The sequence below is a fragment of the Sphingopyxis sp. 113P3 genome (assembly GCF_001278035.1).
Lineage (GTDB): Bacteria > Pseudomonadota > Alphaproteobacteria > Sphingomonadales > Sphingomonadaceae > Sphingopyxis.
Map to the genome: position 1 here is coordinate 1,388,537 of NZ_CP009452.1, position 14,953 is coordinate 1,403,489.

Sequence of the window (14,953 nt, forward strand, 5' to 3'; positions counted from 1 at the left end):
GTCTTGGAAGGTATCACAGTCACGGTTCCGCTTTGGCGCTGGCAGCCGGCAACTGCGCCGGGCGCATGGTATTTCGTCGCTATCGAGGGTGACGCGGCCGACAGGGTGCGCCTCGCGGCCATATCGGGGCAATGGCTCGACGGACTGCGCGGGTTCGGTTCGGCCCGCGTCGAAGCGCGGATCGGTGACAGCAGCTGGACAACCTCGGTTTTTCCGCATCGCGAAAGCGGCGGCTGGCTCCTGCCGGTCAAGGCCGCGATCCGCAAGGCCGAAGGGTTGGGCGAAGGCGACGCAGTGACGGTGACCGTCAGTCTTTAGTCTCGTCCATGGCCTTCTCTTCGCGGGCGCGCGCCTTGCGTTTCCTGAGGTTGGCGCGCAGTGCCTCGGCGAGGCGTCGCTCGCGTTCGAGGTCGGCGGGAGAAGGCGGCTTGCTCATTGCCCGCGCCATGCCTGTGAAATCGCGACCTCGTCAAGTCTCGCACCTTGACAGCGGCGGGGCGCCCCGCCATAGGCCGCGCCTGCCCGGCGGCGATGCGTCGCAAGGGCCCCGGCTGCTGCTGTAGCTCAGTGGTAGAGCGCACCCTTGGTAAGGGTGAGGTCGAGAGTTCAATCCTCTCCAGCAGCACCATTATTTCATTAAATTGTTATAGTTGGATATCCTCTCGGGGGCTCCAAGACTGCTGGTTGCTCCCGAGACATTTTCGGCGAAAGCGAAAGAGATTGTCGCTACCGGGCGCCCGTGTCCCCTTCGCTCGGGTCGTGCTGGGCGCGGGCGCACCGAGAAGGGGCAGCGGCGGGAGACAAATTGTCACGGCCGTGCCGATGGGGATCGGGGCATCGAAAAGCCGGATAACCGCTGCGGAAGCTCTTCTGGCCCAGATCATTGCTCCCCGCCTCATTGGCAGCGCCGGCGGAGAGCTTGAGGACGGCGATCTCGGCCGGGCCTTCGGCTCAGACCATGTCGAAGCTCACTTTCTTCGATCTTGCCTCCCGGTGGTCTCCAGTCCAAGTGGCTCGAAATGTGAGTTGTGGGGGCGAGTGAGTGGGATTTCAGCCTTTCGGATACCGATTTGAAATAAAGTCGAACCTGCCCCCGAAGGCGGCCAAGGCGGCCATCCGGTCGAAGAAAGCCGGGATCTTTGACCCCAAGGATGGCGCACGCGGCTGGATCGCAGGGCCGTTCATATGCCTTTGGTTCAGCGCCTTCGACCGTTACGGCCCCATGTTGTTCGGACTTATCTCGGCCGACAGCTTTGGCACGCGGGTACATGGCAGAGCAGGTTCAGACCTTAACGGCGTTTTGATGTTCACGCTCATCACGGCTGGGGTCGTGGTCATGATGATAACCGATGGCGCGATATCAGCCACTCAGCCGTTGGCCTTTGTTTTGGTGTTCCTCATCGGCGCGCCATTGATTTATTGGTTCGCCCACAAGGACCGGAAGGACGCTGATCCCCTCGTCCACTTCCTGCGCAAGGCACTCGCCCAACCGGATGCCCGTTCCAGATCGACAGCGGCTACCAGAAAGCTTCGCAAAGGTCTGCGCCTGGTGTTGAACGGCGACTACCTTGAGGGACCGGTGACAGACGAGGGCACAGAAGCCGCGCTCATGCGCGTGGGCAACCGCGGCTTCCTGATTATCGAGTCGGCTCCTCAAAACTACCTGCAGACCGCTTTACACGATGGAGGATACGTCCTGGAGGTCCGCAAAGGCGGCCCCAGCCAGCATTACAAAGCAGAAAGATATGGCAGGGCGGCAGGCAGTGCGGCGCTTGCGGACGATGCCTTCACCTTCGAGGAAATATGCGAGACGATGTCCGCATATATCGCTGGCGCTGATATGCCCCGCTTCGTGAAATGGAGGCCCCTCGAGACACAGGCCTAGCCGTACCCCGCAGAAATGCTTGTGTCTCAGGGGCGCCCTCGTACCCGTCGGTCGGTTATCCATGGTAAGTGCGAGGCCGAGGGCCGGAATATCTCCAGCACAGCATTTTTTTTGCGTTTAGCGATCTTCCATTCGAGGGCGTCCGTCCCCGCCATGCAATCGCTGCGCCGCGGCAAGCGTGCGCAATACCTCGGACCGCATGTCGAGTTCGCGACGTTCAGAATCGGAAAGCCCGTCGGCGCCATAGCGATCGGCGAGCCTTTCGATCATGGCGGCATCGCGTCGCAGCGCACGCGCTTCTCGCTTCGTGAGTTCGCCCCGCGCGCGGCCCGCCTTGATGCGGTGGCGCGCTTCGCCAATCTCGTGATCGATTGGGGGGAGGGTGGGCAGTGTCCCCTGGTCGGTAATGCCCGGCATCGGCTGAGGAAGAGGACCGGGCCCCGCGACAAACTGTGCCGCCGCCGCCGCCGGCAAAGCCAGAAAAAGGGCAGAAACAAGGATCAGGCGCATCAGGTGCCTCCGCAGCCGACAGGTCGAAAGAATGCTTCACCTTGCGGGCTGAACGCGCCGTGAACCTATATTTTCGCGCCGAGTAGCCAGTCATGGAAGAGCTTGACGGCCGGCTGGCGTAGCGCGCGGGGGCGGCAGACGAACCAGTAGCTGTAGGGACTGTCGACATCGAAATCGAAGAGCCGGGTGAGGCGGGGATCCTGCGCATAGTCGAAATGATGGCCGTGCATGAAGGCAACGCCTATCCCTTGCGCTGCAGCTTCGAGCATCAGCGGTCCCGAATCGAAGAAATCGATCCCGGCAGGTTCGAGATAGGGCATGCCGATCGCCTGCTTCCATTCGGCGAATGTCTCCGGCATTTCGCGGTGGAGAAGGATAGTGAGCCGCTGGAGCTGCTCCGGCACCGTGATCGCCCGCTCGCCGTCGGTAAGGGACCGCGCCGCGATCGGGAAAATCTTGTCCTGGTCGAGCCGCGCTGCATAGAGCGCGGGATCGATCGCGCGCGCGAGCGCGATTGCGGCATCGAGACCCTCGCCGAGCCGAGATTCGCCGTGCGAGAGCGTGTCGATGTCGATATGGAGTTCAGGATATTTCTGGCGCAGTTCGGGCAGGCGAGGGAAAAGCCGCTGCTGCGCGAAAAGCGGCAAAACATTGAGGTGGAGGCGCAGCGAGGCGTCGGGGCTGCCAACGCGCGCGATGACGCCGCGCAGATCATCGAGGATCGGCGCCAATTGCCCCTGCAGCGTGCGGCCCGCCTCGGTGAGCCGCAGACCCTGGTGATGGCGGTCGAAAAGCGGGCGCCCGACCGCATGTTCGAGCGTCTGAATCCGGCGCGAGAGGGCGGGCATCGAAAGACCGAGCTGGCTCGCGGCCGCCTTCACCGTGCCATGACGGGCGACCTCCAGAAAGGCTTCCATGCTGCTCAAGGGGGGAAGGCGTGCCATCATGTCTCTCGCGGGGGGTGATGGCATGAGAGCAGCGCGCGCGCCAGAGGCATTTGGTGCAGTGCGGTATAAAAGCCTTGGAGAGGCCCATCGTGCAGCCGGGGGCTCGAAATAAGGGAACGCCTATCCTATCTTCGGCATTCTGACTATTTTGCGGGAGACACATCTTGGCCGACGCACCGGTTAAAGAAAAGCAAGTCAAGCTCCAGGTGGCAAACGCCCGCGCCGAAGAAAGCGGGGGCGGCATCGCGCGCATCCCGCGCGCGGCGATGGCCGAGCTCGGGGTGACCGAGGGCGATGTGATCCAACTCAGCGGGAAGCGGGTGACGGCATCGCGGGTCATGGCGCCTTATCCGGAAGATGAGGGGCTCGAGGTCGTCCGCCTCGATGGCCTCCAGCGCGCGAATGCGGGCGCGGGCGCGGGTGACATGGTGATCCTGAGCCGCGCCGAGACGCGCCCTGCAACCCGCGTGGTGTTCGCGCCCGCCCAGGAGAACCTGCGCCTTCAGGGCTCGGCGATCGCGCTCAAGCGCAGCTTTTTCGGCCGACCGCTCGTCGCGGGCGATACGGTCGCGACCGCGGGTCAGCAGCGGGTGTCGGCGGGCGATATGCCCCCGCAGCTTCGCCAGATGCTGAACGCACCCGCCTATGCGCTCGCCGAAGTTCGCCTCAGCGTGGTGTCGGCAAGCCCCAAGGGCGTCGTTTACATCGACGAGAATACCGAGGTTGAACTGCTTCCCGAATATCAGGAGCCGCAGGATACCCGCCGCACCGATGTCACTTATGACGATCTCGGCGGGCTCGGCGAGACGATCGACCAGCTTCGCGAGATGGTCGAATTGCCGCTGCGCTATCCTGAACTCTTCCGCCGCCTCGGCGTCGATCCGCCGCGCGGGGTGCTGCTGCACGGACCGCCGGGCACGGGCAAGACCCGCCTAGCGCGCGCGGTTGCGAACGAGAGCGAGGCGCAGTTCTTCCTGATCAACGGGCCCGAGATCATGGGGTCGGCTTACGGTGAGTCCGAAAAGCGCCTGCGCGACGTGTTCGAGCAGGCTGCAAAGGCGGCGCCGTCGATCCTTTTTATCGACGAGATCGATTCGATCGCGCCGAAACGCGGGCAGGTGCAGGGCGAGGCTGAAAAGCGGCTTGTCGCGCAGCTCCTGACCTTGATGGACGGGCTTGAGCCGCGGACCAATCTTGTCGTCATCGCGGCCACCAACCGCCCCGATGCCATCGACGAGGCTTTGCGCCGCCCGGGCCGTTTTGACCGCGAAATCGTGATCGGCGTGCCCGACGAGAGCGGTCGCCGCGAGATCCTCGGAATTCACACTCGCGGCATGCCGCTCGCCGAGGATGTCGACCTTGCCGAGCTCTCGCGCACGACGTTCGGCTTTGTCGGCGCCGACATGGCCGCGCTCACCCGCGAGGCCGCGATCGAGGCGGTGCGGCGGATCATGCCCAGGCTCAACCTTTCGGAGGGGACCATTCCGCCCGAGGTGCTCGACGAGCTTCGGGTCACGCGCGAGGATTTCAACAATGCACTGAAACGCGTGCAGCCCTCCGCAATGCGCGAGGTAATGGTGCAGGCACCCAAGACGCGGTGGAGCGACATTGGCGGCCTTGACGCTGCACGCGACAAGATGATCGAGGGCATCGAGCTGCCTTTGAAGCATCCCGATGCCTTCCGCCGGCTCGGGATCCGTCCCGCCAAGGGCTTTCTCCTCTATGGTCCCCCCGGCACAGGCAAGACGCTGCTCGCGAAAGCGGCGGCGCGCGAGTCCGATGCCAATTTCATTGCGATCAAGTCGTCGGATCTTCTCTCCAAATGGTATGGCGAAAGCGAGCAGCAGATCGCCCGGCTTTTCGCGCGCGCACGCGCCGTTGCGCCGACAATCATCTTCATCGACGAACTCGATAGCCTGGTGCCCGCGCGCGGCAGCGGCACCGCGGGCGAACCGCAGGTCACCGAGCGCGTCGTCAACACGATCCTTGCCGAGATGGACGGGATCGAGGAGATGCAGTCGGTTGTCGTGATCGGCGCGACCAACCGGCCGAACCTCATCGACCCGGCGCTGCTTCGCCCAGGGCGACTCGACGAGCTCATCTATGTGACCGTCCCCGATGCCGGAGGGCGCAGGCGCATCCTTGAAATCCACACGATCAAGATGCCGCTGGCGAGCGATGTCGATCTGGACGCGCTCGCCGCGCGCACCGAGCGCTTTACAGGCGCGGATCTTGAAGATCTCGTTCGCCGGGCGGGTCTTGCAGCGCTCAAACGCTCGATGACGAGCGAGAGCGTGACGATGGAGGATTTCGAGACCGCGCTCAAGGATACGCGCGCCTCGGTGACCGAGGCGATGGAGCGCGACTATGAAAAGATCCAGGGCGAGATCAAGCAGCAGGCGATGAGCGTGAACCCGATCGGCTTTTTCGCGCCGGGTATGCTGAAGCCCGTGCGCGAGCAAAAGCACGCCGACGAGGCGCGCGACTAGGTGGAAAGGGGCGGGTTTTGCCGGAGCGCGGACCAGCCCCACACCACCAGCCAGGCGCAGAACCCGGCCATCACGCCGTAAGCGACCATCGCGTGCCAGTTGTAGAGAAGGACGCCGATCGCGGGCGAGACGATATAGGCCGATCCGTTGATCGAAGCTGTCATGCCCGCGACCGCGCCCTGATGGCGTCCGGTGACGGCGAGCGAGGCGCCCGCGGTAAACCCGGGGCGGAAGAGGCCAAAGCCGAGCGATGCGGCGGCAAAGCCGATGACGATCGCATGGAGGTCCTGGGCAAGGCCGGTCATCACGGTGCCCGCCGCGCCGAGCGCTGCGCCCACGAGAACCGTCCAGCGCGGCGTCATCTTGAGGAGGGGTATGAGACCCCACTGCGCGAGCAGCGTCGCAAAGGCGCCCGCCATGAGCACGATCCCGGTGATCGCGGCCGCCTCGTCGGGATTGGTCCTGAGGTTGAGGCGGTCGAGAATGAGAAAGCCGATGACGCCGAGCATCATCGCCTGCGACTGGCCGCCCAAGAGCCCGGCGAGCATCCAGGGGCGCACCCGGCGGTCGCTCCATTGGAGCGATGGCCGCAGCGCGTCGCCGGATTCCTCCTCATCTTCGTCGCGCCGCGCGTCAGTCGCGAGCCCCGAGGCAGGATAGGGCGCGATCGACCCGCGCGCTGCGAAGCGCGGCATGTCGTTGGGGAGGCGCCAGCGCAGCGTGATGAGGACGACAAGACCGATCAGCGCGAAGACGAGAAGCGGGCCTGAGAGCCCGACGATGGGCAGGATGAAGAAGGGCGCGATCGCGGGGCCGATCACTGTTCCGAGTCCGAAGGAAGACGAGACAAGCGACAAGGCCTGCGTCCGCTCCTCAGGATCGGTCCGCGCGGCGACATAGGCCTGGACGGCGGGCGGGGAGGCGGATCCGAACCCGCCATAAAGGCTGCGGAAGAGCGCGAAGATGATGAAGGTTGCCCCGCTTGCGATCAGGCCCGAAAGGCCTGCCCACAGCGTCAGACCGCACAGCGCCATCGACGAGATGAAACCGAGCATTCCGAGCGCCATCAGCGCCTTTCGCCCGCGCTTGTCCGACTGGCGCGCCCAATGCGGGGCGGTGAGGACCCAGAGCAGCGCCGACCAGCTGAAGGCGAGGCTGACCCAGACGTCGGGAATGTGAAGCTTGGCGCCGATCGCGGGGAGGATCGACTGCATCGCGGTGTTGCCCGCGGCCGCAACGAGCATGATCGCAAAGAGGACGGCCATCCGGTCATTGGGGATCGAACGCGATATTGCCGTCATGCCGTCCCTTCCGCTTACCGCAAGTCCGCCTCTCCCTACACGCGATGCCCTCGCTGTCCAACGCTCAGCCCATATCTTTCCTTGCGCTGTCTCGTCGTTTTTGCCACCGACAGGAAAACCGAAGCAACGCGAAAGCCACCATGACCCATCCGCGGGCGCATGCCCAAGAATCGAAGATCGCGCTCCCCCGCCGGGTGCGCGAGCGGCTCAAACGCTTTTTCGGACCGTGGGGCATGTTCATCCGCGGGTTCATCAAGCATCCGGTCATGGTGGGTTCGATTGTTCCCTCCTCGCCGACCTTGATCCGGCACATGCTGCGCCCGGTCGACTGGAAGAACACCAAGCTCTTCGTGGAATATGGTCCGGGCGTCGGTACCTTCTGCCGGCCCGTTCTTGAACGCATGGCGGGCGATGCGACGCTGATCGCGATCGACACCAATGAGGATTTCATCGACTATCTGCGCAAGGATATCCGCGACAGCCGCTTCATCGCTGTCCACGGGTCCGCCGCTGACGTCGAGGAGATCATCGCAGCCCACGGGTTTCAGGAGGCCGATTATGTCCTCTCGGGGCTTCCTTTTTCGACGCTTCCCGCCGGCGTCGGCCCCGCAATCGCCGCGGCAACGCACCGCGTTCTGCGCCCGGGCGGCGCCTTCCTCGTCTATCAGTTCCGCGCGCGTGCGCGCGAATTTCTTGCGGTGCATTTCGAGCGCATCGACAATGCGTTCGAATGGGTGAACGTCCCGCCCTGCTTCCTCTTCTGGGCCTGGAAGGACTGAAGGGACCTCAAACCGATTCAAGATCGGGCTCGGCAAGCCCGAAATTCAAACGGCGCGACACCGTATAGTCGGCGAGGCATACGACGAACCAGGCGAGCGTCCAGCGCAGCCGTTTCGGCCAGCTCGCTCGCGCCTTGTGCGATTGACGGGTGATCACTTCGCAATCCGGCTCGAGGGCGGCGATGAAATCCCGCATGGTAGCCGCAAACTCGGCGTCGTCGATGCGCAGCATGATCTCGACATTGACGAAGAGGCTTCGCGCGTCGAAATTCGCCGACCCGATATAGGTGACATTGTCGATCACGATCAGCTTCATGTGAAGCTTGCACGGCCTATATTCCCAGATCTCGGCGCGCTTGCGAAGCAGATAGCCGTAGAGGAGCCGCGATGCCCCGACGGTCGCGGCATTGTCCGACCGGCCCGCCATGATGAGGCGGGCGCGGCCCTGGCGCGCGACGCGGCCCAATCGCCGGAGCATTCCCTGGCCTGGCGAGAAATAGGCCATCGCCATATCAAGCCGCTGCGCCCGGTCGAGATCCTGCCGCACGGCGCGTGCCCAGGGCGAAAGGCGCTCGGTGGGCCCGCCCACGAGCCATTCGACAGGGCCGCCTTTCACCGGCCATTCGCGGATGATCCGGCGCAGCATCAAGAGCTTGCCATCGTTCGCGGCCGTATAGGCATGGATCGCCTCGAACCATGCGGCGGCCTTTGCGAGCGAGGGACCCTCGACAAGAAGGCCAAGGTCGAACCAGCAATCGCGCCCCGGCGGACTGAGATAATGCTCGGCGATGTTGAAGCCCCCGGTGACCGCAATCTGCCCGTCGAAGAGGAGGAGCTTTTGATGATTGCGAATGAGGTAGCTCGAGCGCCAGCGGCGCGAAAAGAAGGTCACCGAGCCGCCCTCGGCGCGCAGCGGCGCGAAGAGGCTGTCGGGCGTATCGGACGAGCCGAAGCGGTCGATGACCGCGCGCACCCTAACGCCGCGTCGCGCGGCAGCAACGAGCCTTGCGACGATGTCGCGTCCGATCGGATCGTCGTCGAAAATATACATGATGATGTCGATGCTGAGCACCGCGCCGTCGATCAGCGCGCACAGCTTCTCGAGCCGGTCGGAGCCGTCGAAGAGTAGCTCGAGCCGATGCCCCGCCACATTGGCCGTCAGTCTTTGGGGCGGCGGTGCAGAAGCGGTAGCCTCGGTCATGTCCTGCACATAGGCCGCGCGCTGGCACGCGGGCAAGCGAGCCGTTCGATTGACATTTGCGGGGGCTGCTGCTAGCGCGCAGCGCTTGCCGCCAGACCCCCCGGGGTGCTGGCCTCTCCTCGATCAAGGAATTACCATGGCCCGCGTTACCGTCGAAGATTGCGTCGACAAAGTGCCCAACCGTTTCGATCTGGTCTTGCTCTCGGCGCACCGAGCCCGCGAGATTTCGGGGGGCTCGGAGCTGACCGTCGATCGCGACCGCGACAAGAACCCCGTCGTTGCGCTGCGCGAGATCGCCGAGCAGACCGTGCGCCCCAAGGAGCTTCAGGAATCGCTCGTCGGCACGCTGCAGAAGGTTGTCATCGATGACGACGACACGCCCGATGAAATCAGCTCGATCAGCCGCTCGGCCGAAGCGCTGCGCCTCACCGCGGCCGCTCCGCCGCGCAGCCCTGCCGGCGGCGGCGCCGACTTCGAATAAGGTTTTCGCAAGAAGACGAGACTGAGGAGCCGCGGGAAACCGCGGCTCCTTGTTTTTCAGCCTAACTCGCCTGCTGCCTCGTGCGCGCCCGCGCGAAGCCGTCCCGGGCCATACAGCGCGCCAGCCACGCTTGCGATGCTTCGCCGAGCAGGTCGCCCGCATCGAGGGTGGTGGCCAGAAACGCAGCATAGCCGACCGTGATATCGGCGATGGTGAAGCGATCGGCCGTGAGCCACTCGCGCCCGTCGGATAGCGCCGACTCGATACTCTTGGCGCGGCCGCCGAAGAAAGCCTTGTAATCCTCGGCCGCTTGCGCGAGCCGCCGCGCCTCGGGCTCGACGCGCGTGTAGCGGATCACGATCGCAAGCGGGAAGGTCAGGGTCGCATCGCTGCGATGCAGCCAGTTGCGGTACGCCCAGTAATCGGCCTCGTCGCGGCGCACCTCAAGCGGCGTTCCTTCCGCGATTCGCTCGCAGATCGCGGCCGATTCGGTCATGAGCCGCCCCTCCTCGACCCAGCCCGGCACCGTCATCAGCGGGTTCACCGGGCGATAGTCGGGGGCAAAGGCGCGCGGCGGGAAGGGGAGAAGGCGAAGATCGATCTCCAACCCCGCCTCTTCCGCGGCCCAAAGGCAGCGCAGCGACCGCGCGTCGGGACAATGATAGAGGATCGGTTTCGGTTTCATGCCGCAATATCCTTCTGCCGCTCGATATGGAGCCGGTGCTCGCGCCAGGCAATGAAGAGACCGCTGAGGACGATCAAGGGCGCGCCGACCCAGGTCGTGTCGGCCGGGAGGGTGCCGAAGAAGTACCAGCCGAAGGCTATGGCCCAGAGCAGGCTCGAATAGTCCATCGGCGTTACCACTGCGACCGGGGCGAGCCGCAGCGCGCCCGTCAGCGACATCTGCACCACCGCGCCGAAAAGGCCGAGACCGACGAGGATGGCCCATTCGGACGCGCTGTGGGACGTCATCACGAAGGGCAGCGCGAGGGTGAGGGGAATGAGCGAAATCAGGCTGAACCAGAAGACGATCGACATCGGGCTTTCGGTGCGGCTGAGATCGCGGACCTGGATGGTGATGAGCGCGGTCATGATGGCGCCCCCAAGCGCGATGAGCGTTCCAAGGCCATGATCGCCGCTGAACCCGCTCGCGACGACCGTCGTGGGGTTGAGGACGACGAGGACGCCGAGGAAGCCGATGATGACGGCGCTCCAGCGCTGCCAGCCGGTCGGTTCGCCCAGGAACAGCGCGGCGAAGATCACCGCGAAGATGGGGACCGAGAGATTGATCGTCGTCGCCTCTGCCATCGGCAGGTAGATCATGCCGCCGAAATTGAGCGCCATGCCCGTCAGCCCCATGATGGCGCGGCGTGCATGCGTGCCGGGGCGGCGGGTATGAAAATTGGAAAGCCCCCCGTGCCGCATCGCCCAGATGATGAGCAGCGGAAGCACCACAACCTGCCTCCAGAAGAGGCTCTCGGCGACGTGAACGCCCGCTTCGGCCGCCATCTTCACCAGCACGAACATGGCAGACAGGCTCGCCATCGCGAGCAGGCGAAGCGCAATACCGCCCAGATAATGTTGCGGGACCTCGGGATGCGGGGCGGCTTTCATGTGCCGCAAGCGCATATCAATCTCGAAATGCTTTGCAAGCTATGTATCTCGCCCGGCCGCGCTTTGCGAAACAGTTATGCAATCCCCTTGCGCATCCGCCCCCGATGCGGCTAAGGGCGGCGTCCGGCCTAGGGGTATAGCTCAGCTGGTAGAGCATCGGTCTCCAAAACCGAGGGTCGCGGGTTCGAATCCTGCTGCCCCTGCCAGGCCGGGGTGGTCCAGCCCGGACACATAGGTCGTCTAATTGCGGACACTTTTCGCGGTCTCTTTTTCCAGCTTCGAAGCCTGGGTTCCGCCTTGCCGGTTGCAGGGTCGTCTTCGCGCCGACATGAGTCGCCGAATGATGGAGCTTCGCGGGGTGAGCCTTCCAATGCTACAGGCCCACTCCGTTGAGCGCGTTTGCATACTCTCGAAGCCCTTTAGGCGCAGAAGGTTCTGATCTGGAACCCGCCGATCTGACGCCGAACAGGACCCCGCCTCCGGGCGGAGTCCGTTTTGCAATCATTGATTAGTCTGCAATCAATGTCTGATGTCGGTGCAGGAGAATTGATCATGGGCACCATGACGATACGAAACATCGACGAAAGCCTTAGGCGCCGCCTGCGCACGCAAGCGGCCGCGCACGGCCGATCCATGGAAGAGGAAGCCCGCGATATCCTCCCTTCCGCGCTCTCGACCGAAGAGCTGCAGGCCGACAATCTCGCCGATGCCATCCTCCGCCGCTTTCAACCCATGGGTGGTGTGGAGATCGACCTCGCGCCCCGCGAGGCCATGCGCTCTGCGGTCGACTTTTCGTGATCATTCTCGATCCGAATGTCCTCTCGGAAGCGCCGCCATTGCGGCGCCGCGCGCCCATCCAATCTTTAAGCCGTGTTTAGCGGGGCTGGTCCAGGCGCTGATGCGTGCGGATATAAAGAGGTCCGAGTGACCATGATCGCCACAAACCGTCGCGCTCGCTGCTACGAAGCTGCGAGCGGCGCCATTTGATCACCAGACCCAATTGCGATTTGTCCCCCCGGCGGAACCGAAAAACAATGTAAATCCCGCCCCGTTCGAATGCTACGCGCATGATCGCCCCTGCTTGCGCCCCATGGTTTCTCGTTGCCGGGATCGGTTGCATTTTTCCAGCAAAATCGTTGCCAGATAAGAATATTTGCCATTGCCAAATATACTGGCGGCGGGCGTCGCGTGCAGGCAAGTCGGCATGGCGGGCGGGGAATATGGGCGCCTTTCAGCATTCTAAAGCGCACCTGTTCGTCGCGGGAACCGAACGCTCCAACGATGCATTCATGGTCGGGTCAGGGGATTTGGCCTTTGCTCATGGCCGCTCGCTACTAACAGGAGAAGGGACCCATGAAAAAATTCCTTGCCGCTCTCTTGTTCGCGGGGATCGCGCTTCCCGCTCCGGCCGCTTACGCCGATCCGCCCCCTTGGGCGCCGGCTCATGGCAAACGCGCCAAGGACCGCGCTCTCTACGACCGCTACGGCCGCTACTATGAACCGCGCCGGCTGTCCTATAACGATCGAATCTGGCGCGGCCGCGACGGCCGCTATCACTGCCGCCGCGATAATGGCACGACGGGGCTGATCATCGGAGCGGCCGTCGGCGCGCTCGTGGGCCGCGAACTCGACGGCGGCCGCGATCGTACGGTCGGCACGATCATTGGCGCGGCGGGCGGGGGCCTCCTCGGCCGAGCGATCGATCGCGGTGAGCTCAAATGCCGCTAGGCGGCGGGTGCGGCTCTTCTCTTTCGCTCAGGGCAGCACGCGCCCTTCGTCGCGCCGCGGCATTGGCGCGGCAAAGCGCAGCGCAGTAGAGGAGAGGATCAGCCAGCCGGCCGCCGCCGCGAGCGCTGCGGGCAGGCTCGACAAATCGGCAACCACGCCGAACAGCCAGGCGCCAAGGGCCATCCCGCCAAAGGTCACGGCCTGATAAATCGAAAGGCAGCGGCCGAGAATCGCCTCGGGCGAGCGCAGCTGCATTGCGACATTGAGCGTCGTCATCGTTGCGACCCAGCACATGCCCGCAATGAACGCCGCGGCAAGCACCGGCGTCATGGTGCTTGATAGCCCGAGCGCGAATGTGGCCATAGCGAACAGGAGCGCAGCGCCGCCGACCAGGGTCTCGCTGCCCCAGCGATGGCGCGCCTTGCCGACCCAGAGCGCGGCCACGATCGAGCCCGCACCAAATCCCGTGAGACACAGACCATAGACAAGTTCGTCGCCCGCGAGCTGATCGCGAACGACCGACGGCAGCAGCGCCTGGAAGCCTGCCGCGCCGAGCCCGAAGGCAAAGCCGCGCACGAGCACCCGGCGCACCGGGTCGGACTGCGCGCAGAAGCGAAGCCCGGTGGCGATCGCAGAGAGCATCGGAGAGCGCTTGGGGGGCGTGATCTCGGGGTGCCAGCGCAAGAGAACGATGATCAGCGCGACATAGCTCAGCGCATTCAGCCCGAAGCCGATGGCAGGACCCGTCAGCGATATGAGCAGCCCGCCAAGCGCCGGCCCGACGCTGCGGGCAAGGTTGAAGGCGATGGTATTGAGCGCGATGGCCTGCGGCAGATGCTCGTGCCCCACCTGCAGGCGCACCGAGGCCTGCCACGCGGGCGCGTTGAGCGCCGTGCCGCAGCCGACGGCAAGCGTGAAACAGAGGAGCAGTATCGGATTGATCACACCGATCCAGGTCGCAAGCGCGAGCAGCGCGGAGACGATCAGCATCCCGCTTTGCGCTGCGAGCATCACCCGGCGGCGGTCGAAATTGTCCGCGATGGCGCCTGCGAAGATGCCAAGCAGCATGATCGGGATCGTCGCGCTCGCCTGCACCAGGGCGATATAAAGGTGCGAAGGCGTCAGCTCCGTCATCAACCAGGCGGCCCCCACCGCCTGGATCGTCGACCCCATGTTCGACGCAAGGTTCGCGATCCAGATCGCGCGAAATGCGGGAAAGCGGAAAGGGGCGAGGGCAGAAGGAGCGGAAGGCTTGTCGATACTCACTGAATTGCGACTAGACGCGCTGCCGCGCTCCGGCAAGCCTGCGGTTTCGCAGTCAAGATCAGCAGGTCAGCGCGGCCTCGAACAGGCAGCGGAAGCGATATTCGCACTCCGCGCGCTGGTGCGACGACCCATCGAGCGCGTCGATTTTCATGATGGTTCGCAGCACGCCGATCCCCATGAGGACTGCGAGCAGCATGTTGGCGCGCAGCTCGGCATGCTCATCACCCAGGATCTCGGCGAGGGGACCAAGAATGTCCTGATGGACAAGGTCGCGAATGATCTCGCCCGCCTTGGGCGAGGACGCCGAGCGGAGCATGACGATGAACATCTCCATGCGGTACTGGCGGTCCTCGTCGGCGTCCTCGACGACAAGCTGCGCGAGATAGGCTGGGACTTCGGCAGCAGTCAGCGGCTGACGAAACAGCCCTTCTTCCTTGCCGTGAAGCAGGACGTCGCGAAACAGTCCTTCCTTGCCGCCGAAATAGCGGCTGATCAGCGCGACATCGACGCCGGCATCGCCGGCGATATCGCGCAGGCCGACGCTGGCATAGCTTTCGCGCAGGAAGCGGTCGCGCGCCGCGGACAAAATGGCCGCGCGGGTTGCAATCGCATCGCGTTTCTTGATCCCCTGAGGGACGGTCGTGGTCCTCGACATAAGGCTTCTACTATCTAAGCTGAGAATTAAATCAACACCTGTTGACTTGATGGAAATCGCAAATTAGGGCACTCCTCCGGCATCGCGCTGCGCCTCC

Annotated in this window: 16 protein-coding genes and 2 tRNA genes; 10 read left to right on the top strand and 8 right to left on the bottom strand. The window is 64.3% G+C overall.

Annotated features, from left to right (window positions below; all coding sequences use genetic code 11):
- Positions 1-3 precede the first annotated feature (3 nt).
- Entirely contained in the window at positions 4-318 is a 315-nt protein-coding gene (locus tag LH20_RS06650; RefSeq protein ID WP_053553536.1) for a DUF1905 domain-containing protein, read from the top strand.
- On the opposite strand, the gene LH20_RS24180 is transcribed toward LH20_RS06650, so the two are convergent.
- Positions 308-436 (bottom strand): hypothetical protein, encoded by a 129-nt coding sequence (locus LH20_RS24180; RefSeq protein ID WP_268796100.1) that lies wholly within the window; start codon positions 434-436, stop codon positions 308-310. The two genes, LH20_RS06650 and LH20_RS24180, sit on opposite strands and share 11 nt — an antisense overlap.
- A 117-nt stretch (positions 437-553) precedes the next feature.
- Here LH20_RS24180 and LH20_RS06655 point away from each other — a divergent pair.
- From LH20_RS06655 to LH20_RS23270, 3 genes are all read left to right on the top strand, one after another.
- Positions 554-628: transfer RNA gene (locus tag LH20_RS06655), tRNA-Thr, on the top strand.
- 414 nt (positions 629-1,042) lie between these two features.
- The gene (locus LH20_RS06660; RefSeq protein WP_053553537.1) at positions 1,043-1,885 is read left to right on the top strand and encodes a hypothetical protein; all 843 of its coding nucleotides are present in this window, start codon (positions 1,043-1,045) and stop codon (positions 1,883-1,885) included.
- A gap of 153 nt (positions 1,886-2,038) precedes the next feature.
- Complete coding sequence (locus tag LH20_RS23270) at positions 2,039-2,458, top strand: hypothetical protein (RefSeq protein ID WP_144423541.1); 420 nt, start codon at positions 2,039-2,041, stop codon at positions 2,456-2,458.
- A 2-nt stretch (positions 2,459-2,460) separates the two neighbouring features.
- Here the strand turns inward: LH20_RS23270 and LH20_RS06670 are convergent, their stop codons facing one another.
- Positions 2,461-3,339 carry a LysR substrate-binding domain-containing protein gene (locus LH20_RS06670; RefSeq protein ID WP_053553539.1) on the bottom strand — a complete coding sequence of 293 codons (879 nt, stop codon included), beginning with the start codon at positions 3,337-3,339 and terminating at the stop codon, positions 2,461-2,463.
- A 167-nt stretch (positions 3,340-3,506) separates the two neighbouring features.
- Between LH20_RS06670 and LH20_RS06675 the strand changes: the two genes are divergently transcribed.
- Entirely contained in the window at positions 3,507-5,831 is a 2,325-nt protein-coding gene (locus tag LH20_RS06675) for a CDC48 family AAA ATPase (protein ID WP_053553540.1), read from the top strand.
- Here LH20_RS06675 and LH20_RS06680 read toward each other — a convergent pair.
- Entirely contained in the window at positions 5,828-7,132 is a 1,305-nt protein-coding gene (locus LH20_RS06680; RefSeq protein ID WP_053553541.1) for an MFS transporter, read from the bottom strand. The two genes, LH20_RS06675 and LH20_RS06680, sit on opposite strands and share 4 nt — an antisense overlap.
- A gap of 140 nt (positions 7,133-7,272) precedes the next feature.
- Between LH20_RS06680 and LH20_RS06685 the strand changes: the two genes are divergently transcribed.
- Positions 7,273-7,911: a class I SAM-dependent methyltransferase gene (locus LH20_RS06685; protein WP_144423542.1), complete on the top strand. Its 639-nt coding sequence runs from the start codon at positions 7,273-7,275 to the stop codon at positions 7,909-7,911.
- Between the two features lie 7 nt (positions 7,912-7,918).
- Here the strand turns inward: LH20_RS06685 and LH20_RS06690 are convergent, their stop codons facing one another.
- Positions 7,919-9,112: a phospholipase D-like domain-containing protein gene (locus tag LH20_RS06690; RefSeq protein WP_053556137.1), complete on the bottom strand. Its 1,194-nt coding sequence runs from the start codon at positions 9,110-9,112 to the stop codon at positions 7,919-7,921.
- Between the two features lie 136 nt (positions 9,113-9,248).
- Here LH20_RS06690 and rpoZ point away from each other — a divergent pair, with 136 nt between their 5' ends.
- A complete protein-coding gene (rpoZ, locus tag LH20_RS06695) occupies positions 9,249-9,593 on the top strand; it encodes a DNA-directed RNA polymerase subunit omega (RefSeq protein WP_053553542.1) in 345 nt (114 codons plus the stop codon).
- 61 nt (positions 9,594-9,654) lie between these two features.
- On the opposite strand, the gene LH20_RS06700 is transcribed toward rpoZ, so the two are convergent.
- Entirely contained in the window at positions 9,655-10,278 is a 624-nt protein-coding gene (locus tag LH20_RS06700; RefSeq protein ID WP_053553543.1) for a glutathione S-transferase family protein, read from the bottom strand.
- The gene (locus LH20_RS06705) at positions 10,275-11,207 is read right to left on the bottom strand and encodes a DMT family transporter (protein WP_053556138.1); all 933 of its coding nucleotides are present in this window, start codon (positions 11,205-11,207) and stop codon (positions 10,275-10,277) included. The genes LH20_RS06700 and LH20_RS06705 overlap by 4 nt, the downstream gene beginning before the upstream one ends.
- 130 nt (positions 11,208-11,337) lie before the next feature.
- Between LH20_RS06705 and LH20_RS06710 the strand changes: the two genes are divergently transcribed.
- The 3 genes from LH20_RS06710 to LH20_RS06725 all read left to right on the top strand — a co-directional run bounded on the left by LH20_RS06710 (position 11,338) and on the right by LH20_RS06725 (position 12,935).
- A tRNA-Trp gene (locus tag LH20_RS06710) sits at positions 11,338-11,413 on the top strand.
- Between the two features lie 289 nt (positions 11,414-11,702).
- Positions 11,703-12,005: a FitA-like ribbon-helix-helix domain-containing protein gene (locus LH20_RS06715; protein ID WP_200905442.1), complete on the top strand. Its 303-nt coding sequence runs from the start codon at positions 11,703-11,705 to the stop codon at positions 12,003-12,005.
- Between the two features lie 555 nt (positions 12,006-12,560).
- The gene (locus LH20_RS06725) at positions 12,561-12,935 is read left to right on the top strand and encodes a glycine zipper 2TM domain-containing protein (protein WP_053553546.1); all 375 of its coding nucleotides are present in this window, start codon (positions 12,561-12,563) and stop codon (positions 12,933-12,935) included.
- A 27-nt stretch (positions 12,936-12,962) separates the two neighbouring features.
- Here LH20_RS06725 and LH20_RS06730 read toward each other — a convergent pair whose 3' ends face one another.
- Both LH20_RS06730 and LH20_RS06735 read right to left on the bottom strand, forming a co-directional pair.
- Positions 12,963-14,201, bottom strand: a complete 1,239-nt coding sequence (locus tag LH20_RS06730) for an MFS transporter (protein ID WP_144423543.1) — start codon at positions 14,199-14,201, stop codon at positions 12,963-12,965.
- Between the two features lie 58 nt (positions 14,202-14,259).
- On the bottom strand, positions 14,260-14,856 hold the full coding sequence (locus LH20_RS06735; RefSeq protein WP_053553548.1) for a TetR/AcrR family transcriptional regulator: 597 nt from the start codon (positions 14,854-14,856) through the stop codon (positions 14,260-14,262).
- Positions 14,857-14,953 lie beyond the last annotated feature (97 nt).

What these genes read in the sequence shown, in the direction of transcription:
- LH20_RS06725 (WP_053553546.1), top strand. Translation starts at nt 12,561, where the DNA reads ATGAAAAAATTCCTTGCCGCTCTCTTGTTCGCGGGGATCGCGCTTCCC.
- LH20_RS23270 (WP_144423541.1), top strand. Translation starts at nt 2,039, where the DNA reads ATGCAATCGCTGCGCCGCGGCAAGCGTGCGCAATACCTCGGACCGCAT.
- LH20_RS06685 (WP_144423542.1), top strand. Translation starts at nt 7,273, where the DNA reads ATGACCCATCCGCGGGCGCATGCCCAAGAATCGAAGATCGCGCTCCCC.
- LH20_RS06690 (WP_053556137.1), bottom strand. Translation starts at nt 9,112, where the DNA reads ATGACCGAGGCTACCGCTTCTGCACCGCCGCCCCAAAGACTGACGGCC.
- LH20_RS06705 (WP_053556138.1), bottom strand. Translation starts at nt 11,207, where the DNA reads ATGAAAGCCGCCCCGCATCCCGAGGTCCCGCAACATTATCTGGGCGGT.
- LH20_RS06680 (WP_053553541.1), bottom strand. Translation starts at nt 7,132, where the DNA reads ATGACGGCAATATCGCGTTCGATCCCCAATGACCGGATGGCCGTCCTC.
- LH20_RS06735 (WP_053553548.1), bottom strand. Translation starts at nt 14,856, where the DNA reads ATGTCGAGGACCACGACCGTCCCTCAGGGGATCAAGAAACGCGATGCG.
- LH20_RS24180 (WP_268796100.1), bottom strand. Translation starts at nt 436, where the DNA reads ATGAGCAAGCCGCCTTCTCCCGCCGACCTCGAACGCGAGCGACGCCTC.
- LH20_RS06670 (WP_053553539.1), bottom strand. Translation starts at nt 3,339, where the DNA reads ATGGCACGCCTTCCCCCCTTGAGCAGCATGGAAGCCTTTCTGGAGGTC.
- rpoZ (WP_053553542.1), top strand. Translation starts at nt 9,249, where the DNA reads ATGGCCCGCGTTACCGTCGAAGATTGCGTCGACAAAGTGCCCAACCGT.
- LH20_RS06700 (WP_053553543.1), bottom strand. Translation starts at nt 10,278, where the DNA reads ATGAAACCGAAACCGATCCTCTATCATTGTCCCGACGCGCGGTCGCTG.